The 23,046-nt window shown below is 63.2% G+C and carries 21 protein-coding genes (1 of these 21 running past the window's edge); 4 read left to right on the forward strand and 17 right to left on the reverse strand.

Features of this window, described 5'->3' with window-relative positions; translation table 11 throughout:
• Positions 1 to 801, reverse strand: partial view of a tyrosine--tRNA ligase gene (gene tyrS / locus ACVZUB_RS15930; protein ID WP_007736194.1) — the 5' portion only. It extends 477 nt beyond the left edge of the window; only the first 801 of its 1,278 coding nucleotides appear in the window; its start codon is at positions 799 to 801; the stop codon falls past the left edge of the window.
• A 19-nt stretch (positions 802 to 820) separates the two neighbouring features.
• Positions 821 to 1,429, reverse strand: a complete 609-nt coding sequence (locus ACVZUB_RS15935) for a DNA-3-methyladenine glycosylase (RefSeq protein ID WP_003944023.1) — start codon at positions 1,427 to 1,429, stop codon at positions 821 to 823.
• 86 nt (positions 1,430 to 1,515) lie between these two features.
• On the opposite strand from ACVZUB_RS15935, the gene ACVZUB_RS15940 reads away from it, so the two are divergent.
• The 3 genes from ACVZUB_RS15940 to ACVZUB_RS15950 are packed head-to-tail and all read left to right on the forward strand — an operon-like array spanning position 1,516 to position 3,616.
• Positions 1,516 to 2,250 carry an ABC transporter ATP-binding protein gene (locus ACVZUB_RS15940; protein WP_007736198.1) on the forward strand — a complete coding sequence of 245 codons (735 nt, stop codon included), beginning with the start codon at positions 1,516 to 1,518 and terminating at the stop codon, positions 2,248 to 2,250.
• Positions 2,247 to 3,002, forward strand: coding sequence for an ABC transporter permease (locus ACVZUB_RS15945; protein WP_003944033.1), 756 nt, complete (start codon positions 2,247 to 2,249; stop codon positions 3,000 to 3,002). The genes ACVZUB_RS15940 and ACVZUB_RS15945 overlap by 4 nt, the downstream gene beginning before the upstream one ends.
• Complete coding sequence (locus tag ACVZUB_RS15950) at positions 2,999 to 3,616, forward strand: TetR/AcrR family transcriptional regulator (protein ID WP_030536723.1); 618 nt, start codon at positions 2,999 to 3,001, stop codon at positions 3,614 to 3,616. Before ACVZUB_RS15945 ends, ACVZUB_RS15950 begins: the two co-directional genes overlap by 4 nt.
• On the opposite strand, the gene ACVZUB_RS15955 is transcribed toward ACVZUB_RS15950, so the two are convergent.
• From ACVZUB_RS15955 to ACVZUB_RS16020, 14 genes are all read right to left on the reverse strand, one after another.
• The gene (locus ACVZUB_RS15955; protein WP_003944045.1) at positions 3,613 to 3,819 is read right to left on the reverse strand and encodes a Trm112 family protein; all 207 of its coding nucleotides are present in this window, start codon (positions 3,817 to 3,819) and stop codon (positions 3,613 to 3,615) included. The genes ACVZUB_RS15950 and ACVZUB_RS15955 overlap by 4 nt on opposite strands.
• Before the next feature lie 39 nt (positions 3,820 to 3,858).
• Positions 3,859 to 6,840, reverse strand: a complete 2,982-nt coding sequence (locus ACVZUB_RS15960; RefSeq protein WP_007736206.1) for an acyl-CoA synthetase — start codon at positions 6,838 to 6,840, stop codon at positions 3,859 to 3,861.
• Between the two features lie 170 nt (positions 6,841 to 7,010).
• On the reverse strand, positions 7,011 to 8,453 hold the full coding sequence (argH, locus tag ACVZUB_RS15965) for an argininosuccinate lyase (protein WP_063316067.1): 1,443 nt from the start codon (positions 8,451 to 8,453) through the stop codon (positions 7,011 to 7,013).
• Positions 8,454 to 8,456: 3 nt separating this feature from the next.
• Positions 8,457 to 9,656: an argininosuccinate synthase gene (locus ACVZUB_RS15970; RefSeq protein ID WP_007736221.1), complete on the reverse strand. Its 1,200-nt coding sequence runs from the start codon at positions 9,654 to 9,656 to the stop codon at positions 8,457 to 8,459.
• A gap of 47 nt (positions 9,657 to 9,703) precedes the next feature.
• Complete coding sequence (locus tag ACVZUB_RS15975; protein ID WP_007736224.1) at positions 9,704 to 10,183, reverse strand: arginine repressor; 480 nt, start codon at positions 10,181 to 10,183, stop codon at positions 9,704 to 9,706.
• Positions 10,180 to 11,130, reverse strand: coding sequence for an ornithine carbamoyltransferase (gene argF / locus ACVZUB_RS15980; RefSeq protein WP_482627511.1), 951 nt, complete (start codon positions 11,128 to 11,130; stop codon positions 10,180 to 10,182). Before argF ends, ACVZUB_RS15975 begins: the two co-directional genes overlap by 4 nt.
• Complete coding sequence (locus ACVZUB_RS15985; RefSeq protein WP_007736227.1) at positions 11,127 to 12,326, reverse strand: acetylornithine transaminase; 1,200 nt, start codon at positions 12,324 to 12,326, stop codon at positions 11,127 to 11,129. The genes argF and ACVZUB_RS15985 overlap by 4 nt, the downstream gene beginning before the upstream one ends.
• Positions 12,323 to 13,246, reverse strand: coding sequence for an acetylglutamate kinase (gene argB / locus ACVZUB_RS15990; protein ID WP_007736229.1), 924 nt, complete (start codon positions 13,244 to 13,246; stop codon positions 12,323 to 12,325). Before argB ends, ACVZUB_RS15985 begins: the two co-directional genes overlap by 4 nt.
• On the reverse strand, positions 13,243 to 14,493 hold the full coding sequence (gene argJ / locus ACVZUB_RS15995) for a bifunctional glutamate N-acetyltransferase/amino-acid acetyltransferase ArgJ (protein WP_064075620.1): 1,251 nt from the start codon (positions 14,491 to 14,493) through the stop codon (positions 13,243 to 13,245). Before argJ ends, argB begins: the two co-directional genes overlap by 4 nt.
• Before the next feature lie 20 nt (positions 14,494 to 14,513).
• A complete protein-coding gene (gene argC / locus ACVZUB_RS16000; RefSeq protein ID WP_482627512.1) occupies positions 14,514 to 15,584 on the reverse strand; it encodes an N-acetyl-gamma-glutamyl-phosphate reductase in 1,071 nt (356 codons plus the stop codon).
• A gap of 38 nt (positions 15,585 to 15,622) precedes the next feature.
• Entirely contained in the window at positions 15,623 to 16,084 is a 462-nt protein-coding gene (locus tag ACVZUB_RS16005; protein ID WP_193595259.1) for a hypothetical protein, read from the reverse strand.
• Between the two features lie 117 nt (positions 16,085 to 16,201).
• The gene (locus ACVZUB_RS16010) at positions 16,202 to 17,137 is read right to left on the reverse strand and encodes an SDR family oxidoreductase (RefSeq protein ID WP_482627513.1); all 936 of its coding nucleotides are present in this window, start codon (positions 17,135 to 17,137) and stop codon (positions 16,202 to 16,204) included.
• Positions 17,134 to 18,045: a bile acid:sodium symporter family protein gene (locus tag ACVZUB_RS16015; RefSeq protein ID WP_322942604.1), complete on the reverse strand. Its 912-nt coding sequence runs from the start codon at positions 18,043 to 18,045 to the stop codon at positions 17,134 to 17,136. Before ACVZUB_RS16015 ends, ACVZUB_RS16010 begins: the two co-directional genes overlap by 4 nt.
• The gene (locus ACVZUB_RS16020) at positions 18,045 to 19,364 is read right to left on the reverse strand and encodes a flavin-containing monooxygenase (RefSeq protein ID WP_007736253.1); all 1,320 of its coding nucleotides are present in this window, start codon (positions 19,362 to 19,364) and stop codon (positions 18,045 to 18,047) included. The genes ACVZUB_RS16015 and ACVZUB_RS16020 overlap by 1 nt, the downstream gene beginning before the upstream one ends.
• 56 nt (positions 19,365 to 19,420) lie before the next feature.
• Between ACVZUB_RS16020 and ACVZUB_RS16025 the strand changes: the two genes are divergently transcribed.
• A complete protein-coding gene (locus tag ACVZUB_RS16025; protein ID WP_482627514.1) occupies positions 19,421 to 20,482 on the forward strand; it encodes an Lrp/AsnC family transcriptional regulator in 1,062 nt (353 codons plus the stop codon).
• 58 nt (positions 20,483 to 20,540) lie between these two features.
• Here the strand turns inward: ACVZUB_RS16025 and pheT are convergent, their stop codons facing one another.
• Entirely contained in the window at positions 20,541 to 23,027 is a 2,487-nt protein-coding gene (gene pheT / locus ACVZUB_RS16030; RefSeq protein ID WP_063316070.1) for a phenylalanine--tRNA ligase subunit beta, read from the reverse strand.
• Positions 23,028 to 23,046: the final 19 nt, after the last annotated feature.

Below are 23,046 nucleotides of genomic sequence, written 5' to 3' on the forward strand. Positions count from 1 at the left end.
CTTGATCACGTCGGCGTCGCCGGTGTTCACGAAGTACTGGTACCAGGCGTACGGGCTGGTCATCTCGGGGTCGAGCCACAAACTTCCGCCACCGGTCGACTTTCCGAACTTTTTGCCATCGGCCGAGGTCACCAGCGGAACCGTCATTGCATGAACGCTCTCACCGTCGACACGACGGTTGAGTTCGACGCCGGCAATGATGTTGCCCCACTGATCGGACCCGCCGACCTGCAGAGTGCAGCCGAGGTCGCGTCGCAAGTGCAGGTAGTCGTTGGCCTGGAGCAGCATGTAGCTGAACTCGGTGTACGACATCCCGTCCGACTCGAGACGACGCTTCACGGTGTCACGCGCAAGCATGACGTTCACGGAGAAGTGTTTGCCGACATCACGCAGGAAGTCGATGGCCGACATCTTGCCGGTCCAGTTCATGTTGTTCTCGATGACCGCGCTCGTCGGCGAATCGTCGAAATCCACGAATCGTTCGAGCTGACCACGGATGCGACCTGCCCAGTCCGCGACGGTATCGGCGGAGTTCATCGTCCGTTCCCCGACGTCACGGGGGTCTCCGATCAGGCCCGTTGCACCGCCGGCAAGAACGATCGGGCGGTTGCCGGCGCGCTGAAACCGCTTGAGCGCGAGGAGCGGAACCAGGTGACCTGCGTGCAGGCTCGGTCCTGTCGGGTCGAAGCCCGCATACAACGTGACCGGTCCGGCCTCGAGATCTTTACGCAAAGCGTCGAGATCGGTTGATTGGGCGATCAGCCCGCGCCAGGTCAGTTCGTCGAGAATATTCTCAGTCACGGACTCGATCATCCCATCTTCACGAAATGACCGGCGCTCGCGGGCTTCGGCGATACGCGGACACCGCTCGCGAGTCCGGAATCCACAGGCGCCACGGAACCTCCGCCGCGGTACTGACCCCCACCCGCGGTCCACTGACCCATTCCTTCGACTCCCCCAATTCGAGCCGAATCCGCGAGGCAGGGTTGAACACGTCTGTTCCGTTGTCCGCCAACGTGATTGCGACAGAAGCACCGAGATTACCCGGCCCTCTGGCCCATTGGTGAGATGGTCGATCCGGCGATCTCCGAGCAGACACCACATCGTGACCGGCCTCGATTTCGGCCGCTCGGAGCAGAACACCACCCGCGACACCATCCGGGCCGTACGAGATGTTCATACAAAAGTGCATTCCATAGCTGCGGTAGACGTAGAGACGCCCCGCCCGCCCGAACATCACGCTGTTCCGCGGCGTTCTCCCCCGATACGAATGTGCTGCCGGATCCGGCCATGGCCCGTCCTTCTCCCCTCCGTACGCCTCGACCTCGACGATCCTCAGCGAGATGTCGTCGACGGTCAGGGTCGAGCCGAGAATTGTCAGGCCCGCTTCCAACGGGTTCTCCACATTTTCCAAGGTCTCGATGCTCACCCTTCGATTGTGCCCACGCCGTTGACTCATCGGTCGGCCGAGTCGCATAATTCAACAAGTGATGAATTATTGAAACGAGACGAACCGTGACCACAACGCCGGCAATAGATATCCGCGGACTACGAGTCGTTCGCGGCAAGCACGAAGTTCTTCACTCGCTTGACCTGCAGGTATCAGCAGGATCGATCACCGGACTGCTCGGCCCGTCCGGCTGCGGCAAGACAACCCTGATGCGCGCGATTGTCGGAACACAGATCGTCGAAAGTGGTGAGGTCAGAGTGCTGGGCGATCTCGCCGGTTCCGTTGCTCTTCGCCACCGGGTCGGATATGTCACCCAATCCCCCAGCGTGTACGGCGACCTGACGGTCACTCGAAACGTCCAGTACTTCGGCGCTCTTTACGGCAAGTCCGGCGCCGACGTCGCAGCAGCGGTCGACGCCGTCGGATTGAGCCGATACGCCGACCAGACCGCCGCCGATCTGTCTGGTGGTCAACGCGGGCGAGTCTCGCTGGCTTGCGCGTTGGTGGCGTCACCTGATGTGTTGATCCTCGACGAACCGACCGTCGGCCTCGATCCGGTGCTTCGCGTCGAATTGTGGGAACGATTCGCTGACCTTGCTCGCAGCGGAACCACCCTGTTGGTCTCCAGCCACGTCATGGATGAGGCCGACCACTGCGCTGAGCTGATCCTGATGCGAGACGGGCACCTCCTCGCTCAACTCACACCCGATGAATTGCGCGCCAAAACCAGATGTGAACGGCTCGAGGACGCCTTTCTCGAGCTGATTCGGACTTCACCCGTCGGAGGCGAAATATCATGAGCATCAGGATCTTCGGTGCTACGACCGTACGCATTCTGCTTCAGCTCCGCCAAGATCACCGCACGGTGGCCATGATCTTGTTGGTCCCGTCGTTACTGATGATTCTGCTCTATTTCCTCTACCAAGACGTCCCGACGCCACCCGGCCAGGTTTCGCTCTTCCAACGAGTGGCGATCACGATGTTGGGAATCTTGCCGTTTGTCGTCATGTTCCTGGTCACGTCCATCGCGATGCAACGCGAACGCAGTTCAGGCACACTCGAACGCCTGCTCACCACACCGATGGGCAAACTCGACCTTCTCGCCGGATACGGGGCGGCATTTTCGCTCTCCGCCGCCGCTCAGGCAGCCCTCGCGTGCGCGGTTGCTTTCGGATTCCTCGGACTCACCATCGCCGGCAGTCTTGCCTGGGTCATCGTCATTGCAGTTCTCGGCGCAATACTGGGCGTTGCGCTAGGCCTGTTGGCCAGCGCATTCGCGAAGACCGAGTTCCAAGCGGTGCAATTCATGCCGGTAGTTGTGGTTCCACAGCTCTTCCTCTGCGGACTCCTGGTACCGCGCGACCAATTGCCGACCTGGCTCGAATGGATCAGCAACGTCCTCCCCTTGAGCTACGCCGTCGACGCACTTCAGCAAGTGTCGATGCATGCCGACGCGACGGGTCAGATGTGGCGTGATCTCGCCGTCATGGCGGGCTTCGCCGCCGCCGCACTCTCGCTGGCCGCGGCCACACTCGATCGCCGCACTCCATGACCGACAAGGACACGAGTCCTGCACCGATTCGTTCGGGGCGACGACCGGGCAAGTCGGAGACTCGCGCGCAGATCCTCGATTCGGCGCGACGGGCGTTCTCCCAGAACGGTTTTCGACGAACAACCGTTCGATCGATAGCTGCGGCCGCTGACGTCGATCCGGCTATGATTCATCACCATTTCGGGAGCAAGGAGCAGTTGTTCACCGCTGCGATCGCGCTACCGATCGATCCAGCAAAGGTACTGGGACCGGTTCACACCTCCCCGACCGAAAACCTCGGCGAAAGCCTTCTCCGGGCGGTGATCGGGCTATGGGATTCGGAACACCAGCCGGCGATTCTGGCGGCTTTTCGATCAGCCATTTCCGGCGACGGATCGCAGTTGATCCAGAGCTTTCTGCTCGATGTCGTATTGCGCGACATCATTCCGCGGGTGGACACACCACCTGGTACCGGCTTGATCAGAGCGGAATTGGTGGCATCTCAGATGGCCGGACTGCTTGTCACGCGATATGTGCTCGGACTCGAACCACTCGCATCATTGAGCGTTGACGCGTTGGTACCGCTGGTGGCGCCGAACCTCCAGCGGTACCTGATCGGTGAATTACCGATCTAGCCTTCAGCCCGCGCGAGCAACTTCTCGTGTTCGTCGTCCGCTACATCGCGTGCCTCGTCGATCAACAGAACGGGAATGCCGTTCTCGATCGGGTAGGCACGTCGCAGGCGCGGGTTGTAGAGCAACTCGTCCCCGACCAGCAGCAGCGGGCCTTTGTCCTGGGGGCAGGCCAAAATGCTGAGCAACGTCGAATCAATAGCCACGTGTGTCCTCTCGAACCGATCAAACAGAATGTCCTCAGGCTACCGTGCTCCGGTGCTCACCCTCGTCGGCATCAACTGCGCGGCAATTGCCTTGGTCAGCCGCTTGTACGACTGCGACTCGGAATCGAGGAACCAGGTCCGTGGCCCCGGCGCCGGCAATCCGGCCGCAGCCAACGCAGTGGAGCTCGGACGGTACGACGAACCCACCGGGATCTCGTCAACCACGTGCACGATATCCGGACGAGCGTCGAAAGCGATGCGCGAGAGGGCCTCTGCAAGCTCGGCAGAACGGAACTGCCGCCCCGGACGCCATGTCACGGCAGCGACCGCGAGCTGATGCGGCGCGTCACCGACTCCGTATGCGACGGCAAGATCCACCCGCGCCACACTCGACAACGCGTCGACGATCGGCTGGGTGAAGACGGGACCGCGGACCGTGGAAATGACCGTGTTCTTGTGGTCGATCAGCCAGTAGTCGCCGTCGGCGTCCCGGCGGAAGAGATTTTCGGTGGGAATCCACGAATCGCCGGCTTGGAAGAGACCTCGCATGGCTCCGCCCGAGAGATCGGCGGTGAATCCCGCGCGCCCGAGCAGCAATCCGACCTCGTCTTCGGCGCACTCACGGACAAATCCGTTTCCGTTCTCGAGGAGCCGACCACTCAGCGGGTCGTATGCCGCCAACCGCACCTGCGCGCTACCCGGCAGTGGGCGCCCCTTGGAACCAACTTTGGAGCCTGCAACATTGGCAAGAATCACGTCGCCTTCGGTCGACGCATAGAACTCGAGTACCTGCGCGGGGTCGAACGCCTCCGTTGTCCGCTTCCACAGACCATGGGGCATGCCCGAACCGATGAACAGGCGGACCGGATGACTACCGTCGATGAGAAGAAGATCCTCGTCGAGTATCTCGCGCATCATCGACCACGTGTAACTCACGACCGTCACGCCGTAGCGGTGGATTTCCTCGACGAACCTCGCGGGGTTCAGTCCACGTGAGAGCGCAATGCGTGAGCCACCGGCCATGGCACCACCGATGGTCGCGAGCAGACTCGACGAATGATGGAGTGGTGCAAGGCAGTACACGGTGTCACCGCGATCGAGATCTGCCGCCGTGGCCGTGCCGAAGGCCGACAGTGCCCACCGGTAGTTGGTGATCTGCTTGGCCTCGAGCACACCGCCGGATTCCGCAAAGATGATGAAGGCGAGTTCGCGGGCGACACCGGGATCCGGTCGGTACCACCCGGGCAGATTGACCTTCGTCGGATCGATTTGTTCGAGATCGATCACGTCGTGTGACGGATCCACCTCGAGGCCACGGGCATCGCCGCCGCCGAGCACCAGTACCGGCCGACCGGTAACCACTGCAGCATCGACGTTTTCCGGATCGGTGATGATCCGATCGACCGACCCCAGCTTGACCGCCGCCGTGATGTCGGAGCCTGGCGGAAGCATGACCGCGACGGCACCAAGTCGCGACAGGGCCGCGATGGCCGCGAGTGCGCTGGGGCGGGTCTCCATCAGGACACCGACATGCGCTGCCGGACGCACTCCCACGGAGATCAATCCACGCACGACATTGTCGATACGCGCGTTGACCGCTTCATACGTGTGCACGCGATTGTCGAAGAGGAAGCACTCGCCGTTCGGCGCCTTTCGACGCTGCTCCGCCAGCAACTGGCTCAGCGAGATCTTGGTGTGCGGCTGAATCTGGTTGAGTCGAGCCAGACGTGGCAACGCTCGTGCCGCTTCTCCCGACAATTCGAAAGTGCCGCGCAACGCACCGGCGGCAAGGTCACTGATTCCCTTGGTGACTCCTGCACCTACTTCAGCGACCGAGGCGACGGTGTGGATGATCCGATTGCTGATCGACACACCGGTCTGGTCTTCGAGGTCGGCGCCGTAGACCATGTTCGCGATACGGTCCGGGAGGGGTCCACCCGTCTCGGTCCACTGTACGAATTCACCGGTGGTCGGCCAGGTGTGATTGGCCGCGGTGGAACCGACAACCAAACCGAAATGGCCTGCACGCAAGGTAGATTCGTAGACCTTCGCCCGCGGAGCGGCTTGACTGATGCCTCGAACCGCTTGCGGCTGGCCGATGTCGTCGACCTCACCGACGAATGCCAGGATGGGGCAGGTGATCTCGGCGAGCGAGACCAATTGATCCTTGATGACGAACCCACCGGTCATCATTCGGTTGTGCACGATGAACTGCTTGAGCAGTTCGGCTACCGCGGGCCCCGACCACGCGACCCAACCCTCGGTCGCGAGGAAGCGGCGTTGCTGCTCCCGCGGAAGCAACGCCTCACGGTCGTGCAGTTGAAGCAGAAAGTCGACGCGCATCTTCAGCGTCTTCACGGGATCGAGCAACTGGAACCCGGTACGGGCCATCCACCCGGTGACCGCCAGGCGATTGAAGACGTGATCGGCGAGGAAATCTGCACCCTTGGTTGCCAATCCCGCCGGGATGCCGAAGGGTAGCGCGGCGAGTGTGTCGACCGGACTGCCGAAGGTGATGACGCTGGCGATGTTTCGACTACGCCGATACGCGGCAGCCTGATAGGCGAACATGCCACCCTGCGAATAACCGGAGATGTGAACATCTTTTCCGGTGTGACGGTGGATGTGATCGACGATGTCGCTGAGAGCGATGATGTGATCGGCGAGGTTACGATCCCAACCGCCCTCTTCGGAGTCGGGCGAACCGAAATCGACGACCCAGGGATCAAGGCCCATCTCGTGCAGAATTCCCACAGCGCCCTGGTCACGGGTCACGTCGTACACGTTCGCCGACATCATCATCGGCGGGATCAGCAAGATCGGTGCGCCGACGGTTTCCGGGTCACTGTCCGGGAAGTAGCGCCGTAGCCGATACATCGCTGCGCGTTCGACGATCTCGAACGGCGACGTGGTCGCATCCGTTTCCAGCCCACCCAACCGGACGACCTCGAGGCCGTTTTGTGCTGTCGCAACCACCCGACGAATCGGGCCCAGCACAGACTTGGAATTCAATCCCACCATTTCACTCCCAAGTTACTCACCATGTGACGTCAGTCTCATTTTTCCCGCGCGCGACAAGCCTACTTACGACGAATACGCGTACGCGGTCAGGGAGCAAATTCTGCTACCTGACCGCGTACGACCGAAGGACTACTGCCGAAAAGAGAGCGACAACACTCGTGACCGCGAGGTCACAGGGTCCATTCCCGCAGTGACTGCGCCACTGCTTTGACTCCGTCCAGCTGCTCGGCAACCCGCACCCCCGCAGTGCCGCCTCGCGCGTTGCGCGAAGCAATGGAACCCTCGACTGTCAGCACCTCACGAACAGCGGGTGTCAGCGCGCTGTCGACGCCGGCCAGCTCCTCGTCCGTGAGATCTTCGAGTCCGACCCCTCGTGCTTCGGCGACACGCACACACGCTCCGGCAGCCTCGTGGGCAACCCGGAACGGCACGCCCTGACGCACCATCCACTCCGCGATGTCGGTGGCCAACGTGAACCCTGCCGGAGCTAGTTCCGCCATGCGCTCGGTGTGGAACTCGAGCGTCTGCACCAGACCGGTGATGGCCGGGAGCAGCATCTCGAGCTGCGCAACCGAGTCGAAAACCGGTTCCTTGTCCTCTTGCAGATCGCGGTTGTACGCCAGCGGCTGAGCCTTGAGCGTCGCCAACAATCCGGTCAGGTTGCCGATCAAACGACCCGACTTACCGCGCGTCAGTTCCGAGACATCCGGATTCTTCTTCTGCGGCATGATCGACGATCCCGTCGACCATGCGTCGGCAAGCGTGATGTAGCCGAACTCCGGTGTGCTCCAGATGATGATCTCTTCCGCCATACGGGAGAGGTCGACACCGATCATCGCAAGCACGAACGCTGCCTCGGCCGCAAAATCACGCGAAGCCGTTGCGTCGATCGAGTTCTCGGCCGAGCTGTCGAACTTCAATTCCGCTGCAATGGCTTCGGGGTCGAGACCGAGCGAGGAACCGGCCAGTGCACCGGAACCGTACGGGGACACCGCAGCTCGCACGTCGAAGTCGCGAAGGCGCTGCACGTCCCGCAACAGTGGATGTGCGTGAGCGAGCAGGTGATGCGCCAACAGGACCGGCTGAGCCGCCTGCAGGTGCGTCTTGCCCGGCATCACGGCATCCGGATGCGCCCCGGCCTGAGTCGCCAAAGCATCGACCACGTCGAGAACTCCGGTGGAGATGCGGCGGACCGCATCGCGAAGCCACATGCGGAACAGCGTGGCCACCTGGTCGTTTCGTGAACGTCCAGCACGCAGGCGTCCACCGACCTCAGGCCCGACACGCTCGATCAGACCACGCTCGAGTGCGCCGTGTACGTCCTCGTCCGAATCACTGGGCCCGAAGGCGCCACTGGCGACATCTGCCGCCAGACGGTCGAGACCGTCGAGCATTGTCACGAGATCGGCTTCGCTGAGCAGACCGGCCTTGTTCAGCACACGCGCATGCGCCTGCGACGCCCGCACGTCGTACGGAGCGAGGACCCAGTCGAAGTGAGTCGACTTGCTCAGCGCCGCCATGGCAGCGGCCGGTCCGGACTCGAACCGCCCGCCCCACAGCGCACCTTCGTTGGTGCCGTGTTTTTGAGCGTCTCCGTCACCGCGAGCCGTCATGGCTCAGAGTCCCAGATCGCGCTTCGCGGCGACCTTCGACGACAGACCGTGGATCTCGACGAAGCCCTTCGATGCGGACTGGTCGAAGCTGTCGCCCTCGTCGTACGTCGCGAGGTTGAAGTCGTAGAGCGACTCCGGGCTGCGACGACCGTTGACGGTGATGGCTCCACCGTGCAGGAAGAGACGGATGTCGCCGGTAACGCGTTCCTGCGTCTTGTTGACGAACGTGTCCAGTGCGTCCTTGAGGGGCGAGAACCAGAGGCCGTCGTAGACCAGCTCGGACCAACGCTGCTCCATCTGACGCTTGTAGCGACCGAGTTCGCGTTCGAGGGTGACGTGCTCGAGTTCCTGGTGTGCGGTGATGAGAACCATCGCGCCGGGAGCTTCGTAGATCTCACGGCTCTTGATGCCCACGAGACGGTCCTCGACGACGTCGAGACGGCCGACGCCCTGAGCGCCTGCGCGCTTGTTCAGTTCCTGAATGGCTTCGAGAACCGACACCGGGCGGCCGTCGATGGCGACCGGGCGGCCCTTGTCGAAGCTGATGATGAGCTCGTCGGGTGCGTTCCAGTTGACCGTCGGGTCCTGGGTGTAGTCGTAGACGTCCTTCGTCGGCGCGTTCCACAGATCCTCGAGGAATCCGGTCTCGACGGCGCGGCCCCAGACGTTCTGGTCGATCGAGAACGGCGACTTCTTGGAGACGTTGATCGGGATGTTGTTCTCTTCGGCGAAGGCGATGGCCTTCTCGCGGGTCCAGGCGTAGTCGCGGACCGGTGCGATGACCTGCAGGTCGGGTGCGAGGGCGCCGAATCCGACCTCGAAGCGAACCTGGTCGTTGCCCTTACCGGTGCAACCGTGCGAGACGATGGTGCCGCCGTGCGAGCGTGCAGCTTCGACGATGTGCTTGACGATCAGCGGACGGCTGATGGCCGAGACGAGCGGGTAGCGGTCCATGTACAGGGCGTTGGCCGCGATGGTCGGCAGGCAGTATTCGTCCGCGAACTCGTCGCGGGCGTCGACGACAACGGATTCGACTGCGCCGCAGTCGATCGCGCGCTGACGCACGACCTCCATGTCCTCGCCACCCTGCCCCAGATCGATGGCGACGGCGACAACTTCAGCGCCCGTCTCCTTACCGATCCAACTGATGGCAACAGAAGTGTCCAGCCCGCCCGAGTAGGCGAGTACGACGCGATCGGCCATGGTTTTTGTGCTCCTTCGGTTGAAAATCTCTATCAAAGAATAAGGGGTCAGGCGAGCGATTCGATCATGGCCGCGAGTTCCGCTCCGGAAAGCGGTTCCCGGGCCACCACGAAGATGGTGTCATCTCCGGCGATCGTGCCCACGATGTCCGGCATCGAGGACCGATCCAGTGCGCTCGCGAGGTAGTGCGCGGCTCCCGGCGGTGTCCGGAGGATCGCCATGTTGCCGCTGAAATCGGTGGAGACCAACAACTCACCCAACAGCCGTGAGAGGCGGTCGGTACCGCCGGCCACACCGCGTACCGGGTTCCCGTCCTCCGGCACCACGTAAACACCGGCGCCGCCGTCGGCGGCACGCAGTTTCACCGCTCCCAGCTCTTCGAGGTCACGCGAGAGCGTCGCCTGCGTTGCTTCGATGCCCTCGGCACCGAGCAAGGCCGCCAGCTCCGTCTGACTTCGGACAGGGTGAGCCGCCAGAAGCGCGATGATGCGCGACTGGCGACCAGCCCGAGTGGGAGCGACGCTCACGCCGGGTCCAGTTGGGTTCGCTGTTCCAGCAGCCACACGAGCAATGCCTTCTGGGCGTGCAGACGGTTCTCCGCCTCGTCCCAGACAACACTCTGCGGCCCGTCGAGAACCTCGTCGGTGACTTCTTCGCCGCGATGCGCGGGCAGGCAGTGCAGGACGACGGCCTTCGGATCTGCCTTTGCGAGCAGCTCCTTGTTGATCTGGAACGGACGGAAAGGTCCGACCCGATCGAGTCCGTCGTTCTCCTGACCCATCGAGGTCCAGGTGTCGGTGACCAACGCGTCGGCGCCGACGACGCCGGCCTGTGGGTCCTGCGTCAGGGTGATGGTCGCGCCGGTTTCCTCGGCGCGTTTGCGTGCTGCTGCCACTACCCAGTCCGCCGGTTCGAAGCCGGCGGGGCTTGCGATGGTGACGTCTATGCCTGCGGTCACTCCGCCGAGCATCAGCGAGTGAGCCATGTTGTTGGCGCCGTCGCCCAGGTAGGTCAGCTTCAGCCCCTTGAGCTCACCCTTCTGTTCGATCAGCGTTTGCAGATCGGCCAGAACCTGACAGGGATGAAATTCGTCGGACAATGCATTGACGATGGGAATCCTTGCGCCCGTAGCCATTTGCTCCAGGCGCTTCTGGCCGAACGTGCGCCACACGACGGCGTCGACGTAGCGGGAGAGAACGCGTCCGGTGTCCGCCAAGGTCTCTTCACGACCGAGTTGAGTGCTGCGCCCGTCGACGACGACAGCGTGACCGCCCATCTGTGCGATGCCCATCTCGAACGAGAAACGTGTACGCGTCGAGTTCTTCTCGAAGATGACACCGACTCCGCGGGGACCCTCGAGCGGACGCCGAGCGAACGGGTCCTTCTTGAGAATCGCTGCGAGTTCGAGAACTTCGGCCTGCTGCGCAGGAGTCAGATCGTCGTCCCTGAGAAAGTGTTTCACCACGGTAGTCACTTCTCCCCCGGCTGGTCAGCCGATAGTGCACTGTCGAAGATGGCAGGTAGTGCTGCCACGAAGGTTTCGGCCTGCTCGTCCGTGAGGATGAGCGGCGGCGCCAACCGGATCACTCCGGGTTGCGCTGCATTCACAAGGTACCCGGCTTCGCGCGCTGCGTTTTCCACTGCCGGCGCGACGTCCTCGGTCAGCACGACACCCAGCAACAGTCCTGATCCCCGTACGTAGTCGACCAACGGATGGCCCAGATCTTCGATGCCCGCCGAGATCGATTTGCCCAAGCTGTCGGCGCGTGAGATCAGGTCTTCCGCTGCAATGGTTTTCAGCACGGCAAGCGCCGCCGCAGCGCACACCGGATTGCCACCGAACGTCGTACCGTGCTTGCCCGGTCCGAACAACTCTGCCGTTGCCCCGGTCGCGATGCAGGCGCCGATCGGCATTCCGCCGCCGAGTCCCTTCGCAAGAGTGATGACGTCCGGCACGATGCCGACTGCCTGATGTGCGTAGAACCAGCCGGTCCGGCCGATGCCGGTCTGCACTTCGTCGAGTACGAGCAGCGCACCACGTTCGGCGGTGATCCGCCGAGCCTCGACGAGGTATCCCTCGGGTGGCACCACGACGCCGCCCTCACCCATGATCGGTTCGAGGAACACAGCGGCGGTGTCGGAATCGACGGCCTGCTCGAGTGCCTCGACGTCGCCGTACGGCACGAACTCGACACCGGCGGGCATCGGTTCGAACGGCGCCCGCTTGGCCGGCTGACCCGTCAGAGCGAGTGCCCCCATCGTGCGACCGTGGAAGGAGCCTTCGGCTGCGATGATCTTCTTCCGGCCGGTGGCGCGAGCGAGCTTGAAGGCAGCCTCGTTCGCCTCGGTACCGGAGTTGCAGAAGAACGCGCGCCCGGTGACGTTGCCGAGATGAGCGAGCAGCTGCTCCGCCAACTCGACGACCGGCTCGCTGGCGTACAGGTTGGACACGTGGCCGAGTGTCGACAGCTGAGTAGTCACGGCTTCGACGACGGCCGGATGTCCGTGTCCGAGAATGTTGACGGCGATTCCGGCCAGGAAGTCGACGTACTGCTTGCCGTCGGCGTCGGTGAGTACGGCGCCGTCACCGCGGACGAGAGCAACCCGGGGTACGCCGTAATTGTTCATCAGCGAAGCGGACCACCGCTGCTGCAGATCGATCGTGCTCATGAGATAGCTCCCTGCTGGGGACCGGCGACCGAGGAACCCGGCACGACCATCGTGCCGATTCCTTCACCGGTGAAAAGTTCGAGTAGGACTGAATGTTCGAGCCGACCGTCGATCACGTGCGCCGACGGCACACCTCCGCGCACCGCGCGAAGGCAGGCCTCCATCTTGGGCACCATGCCGGCATCGAGACTCGGCAACAACTGAGCAAGGGCGTCGGTGTCGATCTCGGTGGCCAGCGAGGCTCGGTCCGGCCAATCGGTGTACAGGCCCTCGACGTCGGTGAGGACAACGAGCTTCTCGGCACCGATCGCCTCGGCCAGTGCGGCAGCAGCGGTATCGGCGTTGATGTTGTGGACGACACCGTCGGCGTCGGGTGCGATGGTCGAGACCACCGGAATACGTCCTGCTGCAATGAGATCGAGTACCGCGTCCGGGTTCACGGTAGTGACGTCTCCGACCAGGCCGATGTCGGTCTGCTCTCCCTCGACCGCAACAGTGCGTCGAGTAGCGGTGAACAAGTGCGCATCCTCACCGGAGATACCGACCGCGTAGGGACCGTGCGCGTTGATCAGCCCGACGAGTTCACGGCCCACCTGACCGAAGAGCACCATCCGGACGACGTCCATCACCTCGGGCGTCGTGACCCGGAAACCACCGCGGAACTCACCCTTCATGCCAAGGCGTGCCAGCATCGCGTTGATCTGCGGGCCGCCGCCGTGCACGACGACGGGGTGGATGCCGACAGTCCGCAGGAACGCCATGTCGGCGGCAAATGCCGTTTTGAGCGTCTCGTCGATCATGGCGTTTCCGCCGTACTTGACCACGACCACCTTGTCTCGGAATCGCTGCAGCCACGGCAGCGCGTCGGCGAGGACATGCGCCTTCTGATGCTCGCTGATCACGGGATACGTCTCGGTCATGACGAATACGCCGAGTTCTCTTCGACGTAAGCATGCGAGAGGTCCGTGGTGCGAATGCTCACGGACTCGTTGCCGATTCCCAGATCGATGTCGAGTTCGATGTCGATCCCACTCAGGTCCACCTCACGCGCCCCCGGAGCACCGACGCCGTCGATGCAGACGGGACTCCCGTTGAAGGACACACTGATTCGATCGGGATCGAGCTCGATGGGAGCGATACCCACTGCGGCGAGAACGCGACCCCAATTGGGATCGGAACCGAAAAGCGCTGTCTTGACCAGGCTGTCGCGGGCGATGGTCCGGGCGCCGATCAACGCATCGGACTCGGACGCCGCGCCGCGAACCGTCACCTTGACCCGCTTGGTGACACCCTCGGCGTCTGCCATCAACTGATCCGCGAGATCATCACACACGGCCAGCACTGCGGCGTTCAGTTCGTCCTGCGTCGGCGTGACACCGCTGGCGCCGGAGGCCAACAGGAGCACTGTGTCGTTGGTGGACGTGGCGCCGTCGACGTCGAGGCGATCGAAGCTCAGGTGGGTGGCGGCGCGCAGAGCGGTATCGAGCTGATCCGCCGTTGCGACAGCATCGGTCGTGACGACGCACAGCATGGTGGCCAGCGCAGGCGCGAGCATGCCTGCGCCCTTGGCCATTCCGCCGACGTTCCATTTGTTCGCGTGGTGCAGCGACGCCTGCTTCGGCACGGTATCGGTGGTCATGATCGCGTATGCCGCGTCGGTGCCGCCGGAGATTCCGCCGGCCAGTTCGTGCACCACCTCGGTGACACCGGGGATCAGCTTGTCCATGGGCAAGCGGTCACCGATAAGTCCGGTCGAACAGACAGCGACCTCGATCGCGCCCGTCTCGGTGCCCCAATTACTCAGTGCCGAAGCAACTTCCTCGGCAGTCTTGTGTGCATCCTGGAATCCACCCGCGCCCGTGCAGGCGTTCGCGCCGCCCGAGTTGAGCACCACCGCGCGCAGCTTGCCCGTCGTCAGGACCTGCTGAGACCAGAGCACCGGAGCTGCCTTGACCTTGTTCAGGGTGAAGACGCCGGCAGCGGCCAGATCGGGTCCCTCGTTGAGCACCAATGCGAGGTCCGACTTGCCACTCTTCTTGATACCGGCAGCAATTCCGGCACCGCGGAATCCGGCAGGTGCGGTGACGCCCTGCGTGCGGAGCAGACGTCCCCCGGCGACGTGAACCACGTCTGCAACGGTCGCGTCAGGCTCGGTTGCGTTGTCGATCTGCTGCGGATTGTCGGTGCTCACGGAGCTACTCCCACGGTAGAGAGACCTGCGGTCTCGGGTAGGCCAAGGGCGAGATTCATCGATTGCACCGCGCCACCGGCGGTGCCCTTGGTGAGATTGTCGATTGCCGAGATGACAACGAGCTGACCGGCGTCGGCGTCCACGGTGACCCCGATCTGCACGGCGTTGGATCCGATCACAGCGCCGGTCTGCGGGAAGATGCCGGCAGGCAGCACATGAATGAACGGCTCGTCGTTGTATGCCTTGTCGTAGATTTCGCGTGCCTGCTCTTCGGTGGCCGTGGTGGCTGCCGTGCAGGTCGCGAGGATGCCGCGCGGCATGGGCGCGAGCACCGGAGTGAAGGAGACACTGATGTCCTTGCCGCCTGCGGCCGAGAGATTCTGAATGATCTCAGGGGTGTGGCGATGGACACCGCCGACGCCGTACGCACGGACGGAGCCCATGACCTCGGAACCCAGCAGATCAGCCTTCGGTGCCCGGCCGGCGCCCGAAGTGCCACTGACCGCAACCACGTTCACGTGTGAGTCCACGATCCCCGCGGCAACGGCGGGGGCCAGCGCGAGGCTCGCTGCCGTCGGGTAGCAGCCCGGAACGGCGATGCGGGTTGCGCCTACCAATTTCTCACGGGCACCGGGCAATTCAGGAAGACCGTAGGGCCAGGTGCCGGCATGAGCGCTCTTGTAGTACTTCTCCCAGGCTGCGGGATCCTGCAGCCGGAAGTCCGCGCCGCAGTCGATGATGACCGTCGACTCGGGCAGCAACTTGGCGTACTGAGCCGAATTTCCGTGTGGGAGACCGAGGAAGACGACGTCGTGACCCGAGAGGATCTCGACAGTGGTCTCTTCGAGTACCCGCGAAGAGAGTGGAAGCAAGTGCGGATGATGCTCACCGAGCGTCGAACCGGCGTTGCCACCGGCGGTCAGCGAACCGATCACCAGACTGCCGTCGGCGTAGGACGGGTGCCCGAGGAGCAGACGCAGAACCTCACCACCGGCGTACCCACTGGCGCCGGCAACGGCGACTCTGATCGGCTTGCGTGCGTTCTCGGTCGTACCACCTTCAGTCATGTCACACAGTATGCATCATTGTGCATCGGAATGCATAATTACTTACCCATGGATCGTCGAATCTCCTCGAGCTTGGCCTTTGCGGCCTTCTGGCGCTCGTCCCACTGCTCGTCGACGGACTTTCCGGCAGGACTCTCGTGTGCCAATTCGGCCGAACCTATGGAAGTACCGAAGCGCCCCTCTATCTTCTCCCGAACACGGTCGAAAGTGGGGACTCCCCCTTCGGTGTAGTCGGGTTCGGGAATTCTCGGGTCGGTCGCAAGTACCACCGGGACGTCGATGATCTCGTCGACCTCCACAACGGTGTCGGGCAGTTCGACTTCTTCGGCGTCGGTGATCTCGTTCTCGTCCTCGACGCGGTTCGGCTCGAGGCTCGCGGCAGCGGTGTCCACCACGGAAAGAAGGACCGACAAGCTCGGACGGCGCTCGACCACTGCGCGGACGACCGCGAGGAAGTCCTTGTCGTCGAGTGCACTGGCGGCCTCGACTACCTGGTGCACGGACCCATCGTGCTCGGACCCATCATGTTCGGGCCCATCATTTCGTGACACTGTCAGTCCCTTCTCGAAAACGCCGACGGACAATTCCGATCCTTCCACGACCGTCCGTCGAAGGGGTCAGCGTGACGCGAGATACGCGGCAAATGCTTCCTCGCTCGAATATTCGGGGACGTATCCGAACTGTTCCTTGAGCCGCCGATTGTCGAGAACCGGTCGGTACTGGAGAAATCCGACGCGCTCCGGACCGTGTTCCGTTACGCCCAATCGCCGTCCGACGCGTAGAACGCCTCGCAACAACCATGCAGGAAGCGTCACCGTGCTCTTGCCCATCCGGGAAGCCAACTCGTCGACGGTCAACGAGCCGTCGCCCGCGACATTGAAGATGCCCACTTGGTTTCCGGTCACGGCCTCCGCAAAAGCGCCCGCGACATCGGTGTGCCAGACGAAGACGAAGGGGCTGTCGCTCCCGGCAACCTTGAGCAGCTTGCGGCGATCGAACAACGCGGTGATCTGATTGTCGACGCTCTCACCCAAGATCGTGCCGATCCGGAAGACAACCTGTTCCAACTCCGGGTGTTCGACGCGATATTCGGCGAGCATCTCTTCGACCAGGCGTTTGTGGCGACTGTATGTGAATTCGTCGTTGCCTCGGACAGGTACGTCCTCGGTGATCCACGGTGGGCTGTCGGAGTGGTAGCCGTACGCCGCTCCGGACGAAGACACGACGAACCGTCCAACCCCGTGTTCGACGCAGGCCGCGAGCACGTTTCGTGTCCCGTCGACGTCGACGCGATACTCCTGCTCTGCTGTCGTGTTCTTGCCGGGATTCACGATGGACGCAAGGTGGATCACGACGTTCGGTCGGTACTGACCGAACACCCGCCCCAATTCTGTGGGGTCGCAGACGTCCGCCCTGACGCGGCGGATGCGATCGTCCGGCGTGTCCTTGACCGTGAGGTCGACACAGACGACGGCGATGCCCTGCGCGATCAGTGCGTCGATGACAGCGGTACCCAGGAACCCGTTTCCGCCCGTGACGAGTGCGACGGTCATGCCGGTACCGCCTTTCGGGCGCGTCGCTTGGACCAGATCGTCGCCAGAGCCAACCCGGCGATGATGTCCCAGATTCCCCACCAGCCGGCCACGATGGCCATGCCACCGAGCCCGTCGAAGAACGTGAACACCAGGCCAAGCCCCAGCCCGGCATTGCGGATGCCGACCTCGAAAGAGACGGCGCGACGGCTGTATTCGTTCAACCCGGTGACGGCGCCGCAGAAGTATCCCAGTGCGAGGGCAACCGTGTCGTGCAGGAAGACCGCGAGCAGTACCACCCCGATGTAGTCGACGAAGTACGACGCATTCCCCGACACCCCCGCGACGATGAAGATCAACAACGCCACCAACGAACCGTTTTTCACCCAAGGCTGCGCTTTCGCGGCGATCTCCGGAAACCTTCGTGCCGCCCAGATGCCGAGAACGAACGGCACACCGATGATCAGGGCGATTTGCGCGACCATCTCGAGCGCATTCAGGTTCACGGACTGCAACAGAGCGTCGGTCTCCGGGCGTCGGCTCCCCCAGAACGCAAGATTGAGCGGCATGAGGAAGATCGCGAGGACGTTCGACACCGCCGTCATGGACACCGAGAGTGCGACGTCGCCGCCCGCCCGGTGAGTCAGGACGTTCGAGATGTTCCCTGGCGGGCAGCACGCCACCAGGATCATGCCGAGTGCTACCGACGGAGCCGGCGAGAGAATCAGCGTCAGGAGAAAAGTCACTGCCGGCAACAGCAGGAACTGCGCAGCAATACCCACCGCCATCGCCTTGGGTTTGGTGAGCGCACGACGAAAGTCGTCGACCGAGGTGTCGAGGGCGATCCCCAGCATGATCGCGGCCAGCACCACGTTGAGGATCATCAACGATCCCGGGTTGAAGTTGAGCACCACGTCGTCGATCGGCATCACTGTCCTCCCTTCGTCAGAGCGGCATCAAGCAGTCCGATGTGTCGCTTGATCGCCGATCGGTAGGCGTCCTTGTTCACGTAGTAGGCCATTCGTCCCAACTTCAGGTACTTGTATCCCCCGGACAGATCGGGAGGAGGACCGGCCGCCGCCGCCGAGAATTCCCGCGCCGCGGCGGGGGCTTCGGTACGTGCGGTGATCAGTTTGGCCACCAACTCGGCCTGCTCGAAACGGCCCTGCCACCCGAGACCGGATGCTTCGACCATGCCGAGAACAAAGAGATTGTCGTGGCGGCGACTCGCGACGTTGAGGAACAGGTCCGGGGCAGCGCCCGACCAGTCCAAGTCCTCGCGCGCGATGAAGGGATAGTCGAGGTGATACCCCGTGGCGCAGAGAACGAGGTCGTAGTCGGCAGACGATCCGTCGACAAACCGCACCGTCTTCCCCTCGAACCGGTCGACGTCGGCGCGCACGTGCACGTCACCGTGCCCGATGTGGTGCAGGATCAACGAGTTCACGACCGGATGCGATTCGTAGATCTTGTAGTCCGGTGCCGGAAATCCGAACCGCACCGGATCACCCGTGAACTGCTTGAGTACCAAGGTGTCGACGCGTTGTTTGATCCACGGCGGCAACGGCTTTCCCTGATTCAAGGTGTCCGAGGGTCGGCCGAACAGATACTTGGGGACGAAGTAGTAGCCTCGCCGAACGCTCAGGTCGACGCACTCGGCCTGGTGGACGGCATCGACGGCGATGTCGCATCCACTGTTGCCCGCTCCGATGACCAGTACCTTCTTCCCGCGGAAGATCTCGGCGCTGCGGTACTGGCTCGTGTGCATCAACGTGCCGGTGAAGTCGCCCCGGAAAGTCGGCATGTTCGGCTTCGACAGCGTTCCGTTCGCGATGATCACGCCTCGATACCGCGCGACTGTTGTCTCACCGCTGCGACTGCGCGTGGTGACCTGCCATAGCGAATCGACCGGCGAAACGTCGACGACGGTAATGCCGAAGGCAAAGTGCCTGCGAAGATCGTGAGTATCGGCGTAGTCGCGGAAATAATCGGCAAGTTCGACGTGGCTCGGGTAGTCGGCCACCGAATCAGCCATCGGGAACTCCGCGAATGCGGTGGTGCCCTTCGAAGAGATGAGGTGCGCCGACTCGTAGACGGTGCTGTGCGGGTTGTCGATGTCCCAGAGCCCACCGACGTCGTCGTGGCTCTCGAAGCCGTCGAACGCTATCCCGGCCCGATCGAGGTTTCGCGCGCCGGCCAATCCAGACGGGCCCGCTCCGATCAGCGCGTACTTCTCCTCTGTGATCATCCGTCGAGCGTCGCAGATAGTCCGAATCTTGCAGAAATATGCCGGATAATGACGTTATGAGCGCACCAGATACCGGCAACGGTCGCGGGATAGATGAAATCGATCTGAGGATAATCAATGCGCTCCAGCTCGCACCGCGATCGAAGTGGCTTTCGTTGGCCGGACCACTCGAACTCGACGCCGCGACTCTCGCCCGTCGTTGGAATCGACTCTCCGAATCGTCGTTGGCCTGGGTCACGGTCACTCCAGGGCCACAGGTCCTGGGCAGCATCGTCACAGCGATCATCGAAATCGATTGCTCACCTGCTCTTCTCGACACCGTCGCGGCACGGCTGACTCGCTCGGCCCACGCCGTGACCATCGAAGCATCAACGGGCAGAGCAGATCTGCTCGTCACAGCCGGTACCGCGGACCTGGCGTCGATGTCGCGCTTCATCTCGGAAGACGTCGCAACGATCGACGGTGTACTGGCGACACGAACCTCGATCATCACACGCTGGTTCACCGAAGGTGGGCGATGGAGACTCAATGCGCTGGCACCGTCCGAGAAGGGTGTGCTGACCACCAGCGAAAACCGTACTGCCGTGCGCGCTCGGTCGACCGGCATTTCCGAACAGGATCGCAAGGTTCTGACGAAGCTCGCCTACGACGGGCGCACTCCCATGAAGGAACTGGCCGACGCGATCGGTGTCAGTCCCGCTGCGTGCAAACGCCAGATCGACCGGCTCACGTCTTCGGGGTTGGTGGCGCTGCGGTGTGAATTCGCGCGGCCGCTGGCCGGGCTTCCCGTGCTCGCCACTTTGTGGTGCCGCGTCGAACCCGAGCTTCTCGATACGGCGGGACGAGTGCTGAGCCGAGCGCCGGAAGTCCGAAACTGTTTCGCGGTGGTGGGCGCCGACAACCTGGTGGTTCAGTTGTGGCTGCATTCTCCTGCAGAACTCGATGCATTCGAAACTCGTCTGCGCAAGGAGATTCCGGGTCTTTGCGTCACGGAACGATCCATCGTGCTGTATCTGCGCAAACTGCTCGGCCACGTGCTCGACCAGCAAGGGCGACGGACGGACACCGTTGCGCCAGATGTGTGGCTTTCCGATTCACCTCAGTCAAAAAGCCGATAACACGACAGAGCCCACGACCACCGGCAACGGTCGTGGGCTCTGTGATCAGTTGAGGAAATCAGCCACGCATCTGCGCACCGACAGCCTTGGAAGCCGCCTCCACTGCTGCATCGCGCGCGGCACTGGCCTCGTCCTCGGTCAGCGTCCGGTCGACACCACGGAATCGCAATGCGAACGCGAGCGACTTGCGGCCTTCACCGACCTGCTCGCCCTCGAAGACGTCGAAGAGGCGGATGTCTTCGAGAAGCTCACCGCCGCCGGAACGCAGAGCTTCCTGCACCTTGGCTGCCGGAATGTCGCGATCGACAACAACTGCCACGTCCTGGAGCACTGCGGGGAACGGCGAAATGCGCGGAGCGGGCAGATTCTCGACCAATGGCAAAGCGTCGAGATCGATTTCCAGTGCGCAGGTGCGCGCGGGCAGTCCCGCGCGCTCGAGAACAGCCGGATGCAGTTCGCCCGCATGACCGACTACGTTGCCGTCAACGACAACCTCGGCGCAACGGCCGGGATGCCACGGCAGGTACTGCGCCGCACGCAGTTCCACCTCGACGCCTGCTGCAGCTGCAATGACCCGCACGGCTGCAAAAGTGTCCGAAGCCTCGGCCTGACGGCCAGGACCCCAGGGGCCGCTCGGCTCACGCAAACCACTCAACACTGCAGCGATGTGCACGGGCTGAGCCGGCAACGACGCTATCAGGTTCGCGATCTGCTCGTCCGTCGGACGACGATCCACCGGCAATGCATCCACCGGCTTGGTGTCGGGGCCCGGCAGGACGACCTGCGCGATGCCGTACAGCGACAGATCACGCTGACCGCGAGAAGCGTTGCGAGCCAGGATCTCCAGCAGACCCGGGAGCAGCGTGGTCGCCAACTCCGGACGATCGGCTTCGAGCGGGTTGAGGACCTTGCTGGTGTTGCGGCGCGGATCATCCGCGTCGAGGCCCCAGACGTCGAAGACGTTCGTCGGCAGGAAGACCGGAGGAAGGACCTCGACGTAACCGGCGTGAGCCACGGCCTTCGAGACCGTGCGCTTTCGCCGCTGCGACGGAGTCAACCCACGTCCGGCCGGAGCGGCGGGAAGCACAGACGGGATCTGCTCGAGACCTTCGAGGCGAAGAACTTCCTCTACGAGGTCCGCAGGCTGCACCAGGTCCGGACGCCACGACGGCGGCGTCGCGACCAACTGGCCGTGTCCTTCTTCGCTGACGCCGACCTCGACGTTGCAGCCAACCTGGGTGAGGCGGCGAGCTGCGGTGCCGTTGGGGTACGTGACTCCGGCGACACGGTCGGGCAGGTCGATATCCATGCGAATGGCAGCGCGAGGGGCAACATCGCCCACGTCGGTCAGGACCGGCTCGATCCGTCCGCCGGCAATCTCGACCAGCAGAGCGGCTGCGCGGTCGACGGCCGCGAGCGGAATCGCCGGATCGACGACGCGCTCGAAACGCTTGCTCGCCTCACTCGGCAGCTTGTGCCGGCGCGCCGTCTTGAAGACTGCGAGCGGATCCCAGGTAGCTCCTTCGAGGAGGATGTCCGTCGTTGCCGTTCCCACCTCGGTGGTTGCGCCGCCCATGACGGCAGCCAGCGAGATGACTCCGGAATCGTCGGCGATGACAACGTCTTCGGGATCGAGCGTGCGTTCGACGTCGTCGAGCGTCGTCAGCTTCTCCCCCGCCTTGGCGCGACGGACCACCAGGTCGCCCTGCACTGCGGTCGCATCGAACGCGTGCAGAGGCTGACCGAGTTCGAGCATCACGTAGTTGGTGACGTCGACTGCCGGCGAGATCGGGCGAACACCCGAGAGCAGCAGTCGACGCTGCAGCCACCACGGGCTCACTGCCTGCGGATCGATACCCGTGATCTTCCGCATCACGAAACGCGAAGCCTTGGACTCCGGTTCGAGGCGCACCGGCCAGGCTTCACCCTCAGCCGGGTGAGCGGGAACCGAAGCGGGATCGGCGTATTCGAGATCGAAGCCGCACGCGAGTTCTCGCGTGAGACCGCGGACCGAGAAGCAGTAGCCACGGTCCGGGGTGATGTTCAGTTCGATGATCGTGTCACCGAGACCGAGCAACTCGTTGCCGTCCGCGCCGGGTTCGGCGGTACCGGGCTCGAGCACCAAGATGCCCGAATGGTCTTTGCCGATACCGAGTTCCGAGACGGAGCAGATCATGCCGTCGGACACCTGGCCGTACGTCTTGCGAGTGGCGATTTCGAATCCGCCGGGCAGCACCGCGCCGGGCAACGCAACGACGACGAGGTCACCCTCGTTGAAATTGCGCGCGCCACAGACGATGCCACGGGGCTCGGGTTCGCCGACCTCGACCTGGCAGAAGCGGATCGGCTTCTTGAACTCGGTCAGTTCGGTGATGGAGACGACCTTGCCGACGACCAACGGGCCGTCGATCGCCTCGAGTGTGTCGAGTTCCTCGACTTCGAGTCCCACCCGGACGAACCCGGCGTCCAGCTCTTCCGGGGTCACCTCCCAGTTGGGAGTTGCCCGCTGCAGGATCTCGGTCAGCCAGGATTGCGCTACTCGCACGTCTGCTCAGCTCTCTCGT

Source organism: Rhodococcus sp. OS5 (assembly GCF_056837585.1).

Excerpts from the sequence above, each read along its gene's own strand:
- ACVZUB_RS15945 (WP_003944033.1), top strand. The coding sequence starts at position 2,247 with ATGAGCATCAGGATCTTCGGTGCTACGACCGTACGCATTCTGCTTCAG.
- ACVZUB_RS15950 (WP_030536723.1), top strand. The coding sequence starts at position 2,999 with ATGACCGACAAGGACACGAGTCCTGCACCGATTCGTTCGGGGCGACGA.
- ACVZUB_RS16010 (WP_482627513.1), bottom strand. The coding sequence starts at position 17,137 with ATGACCGTCGCACTCGTCACGGGCGGAAACGGGTTCCTGGGTACCGCT.
- ACVZUB_RS15970 (WP_007736221.1), bottom strand. The coding sequence starts at position 9,656 with ATGGCCGATCGCGTCGTACTCGCCTACTCGGGCGGGCTGGACACTTCT.
- argH (WP_063316067.1), bottom strand. The coding sequence starts at position 8,453 with ATGACGGCTCGCGGTGACGGAGACGCTCAAAAACACGGCACCAACGAA.
- ACVZUB_RS16025 (WP_482627514.1), top strand. The coding sequence starts at position 19,421 with ATGAGCGCACCAGATACCGGCAACGGTCGCGGGATAGATGAAATCGAT.
- argC (WP_482627512.1), bottom strand. The coding sequence starts at position 15,584 with ATGACTGAAGGTGGTACGACCGAGAACGCACGCAAGCCGATCAGAGTC.
- argB (WP_007736229.1), bottom strand. The coding sequence starts at position 13,246 with ATGACCGAGACGTATCCCGTGATCAGCGAGCATCAGAAGGCGCATGTC.
- ACVZUB_RS16015 (WP_322942604.1), bottom strand. The coding sequence starts at position 18,045 with ATGCCGATCGACGACGTGGTGCTCAACTTCAACCCGGGATCGTTGATG.
- ACVZUB_RS16020 (WP_007736253.1), bottom strand. The coding sequence starts at position 19,364 with ATGATCACAGAGGAGAAGTACGCGCTGATCGGAGCGGGCCCGTCTGGA.
- ACVZUB_RS15985 (WP_007736227.1), bottom strand. The coding sequence starts at position 12,326 with ATGAGCACGATCGATCTGCAGCAGCGGTGGTCCGCTTCGCTGATGAAC.
- ACVZUB_RS15960 (WP_007736206.1), bottom strand. The coding sequence starts at position 6,840 with ATGGTGGGATTGAATTCCAAGTCTGTGCTGGGCCCGATTCGTCGGGTG.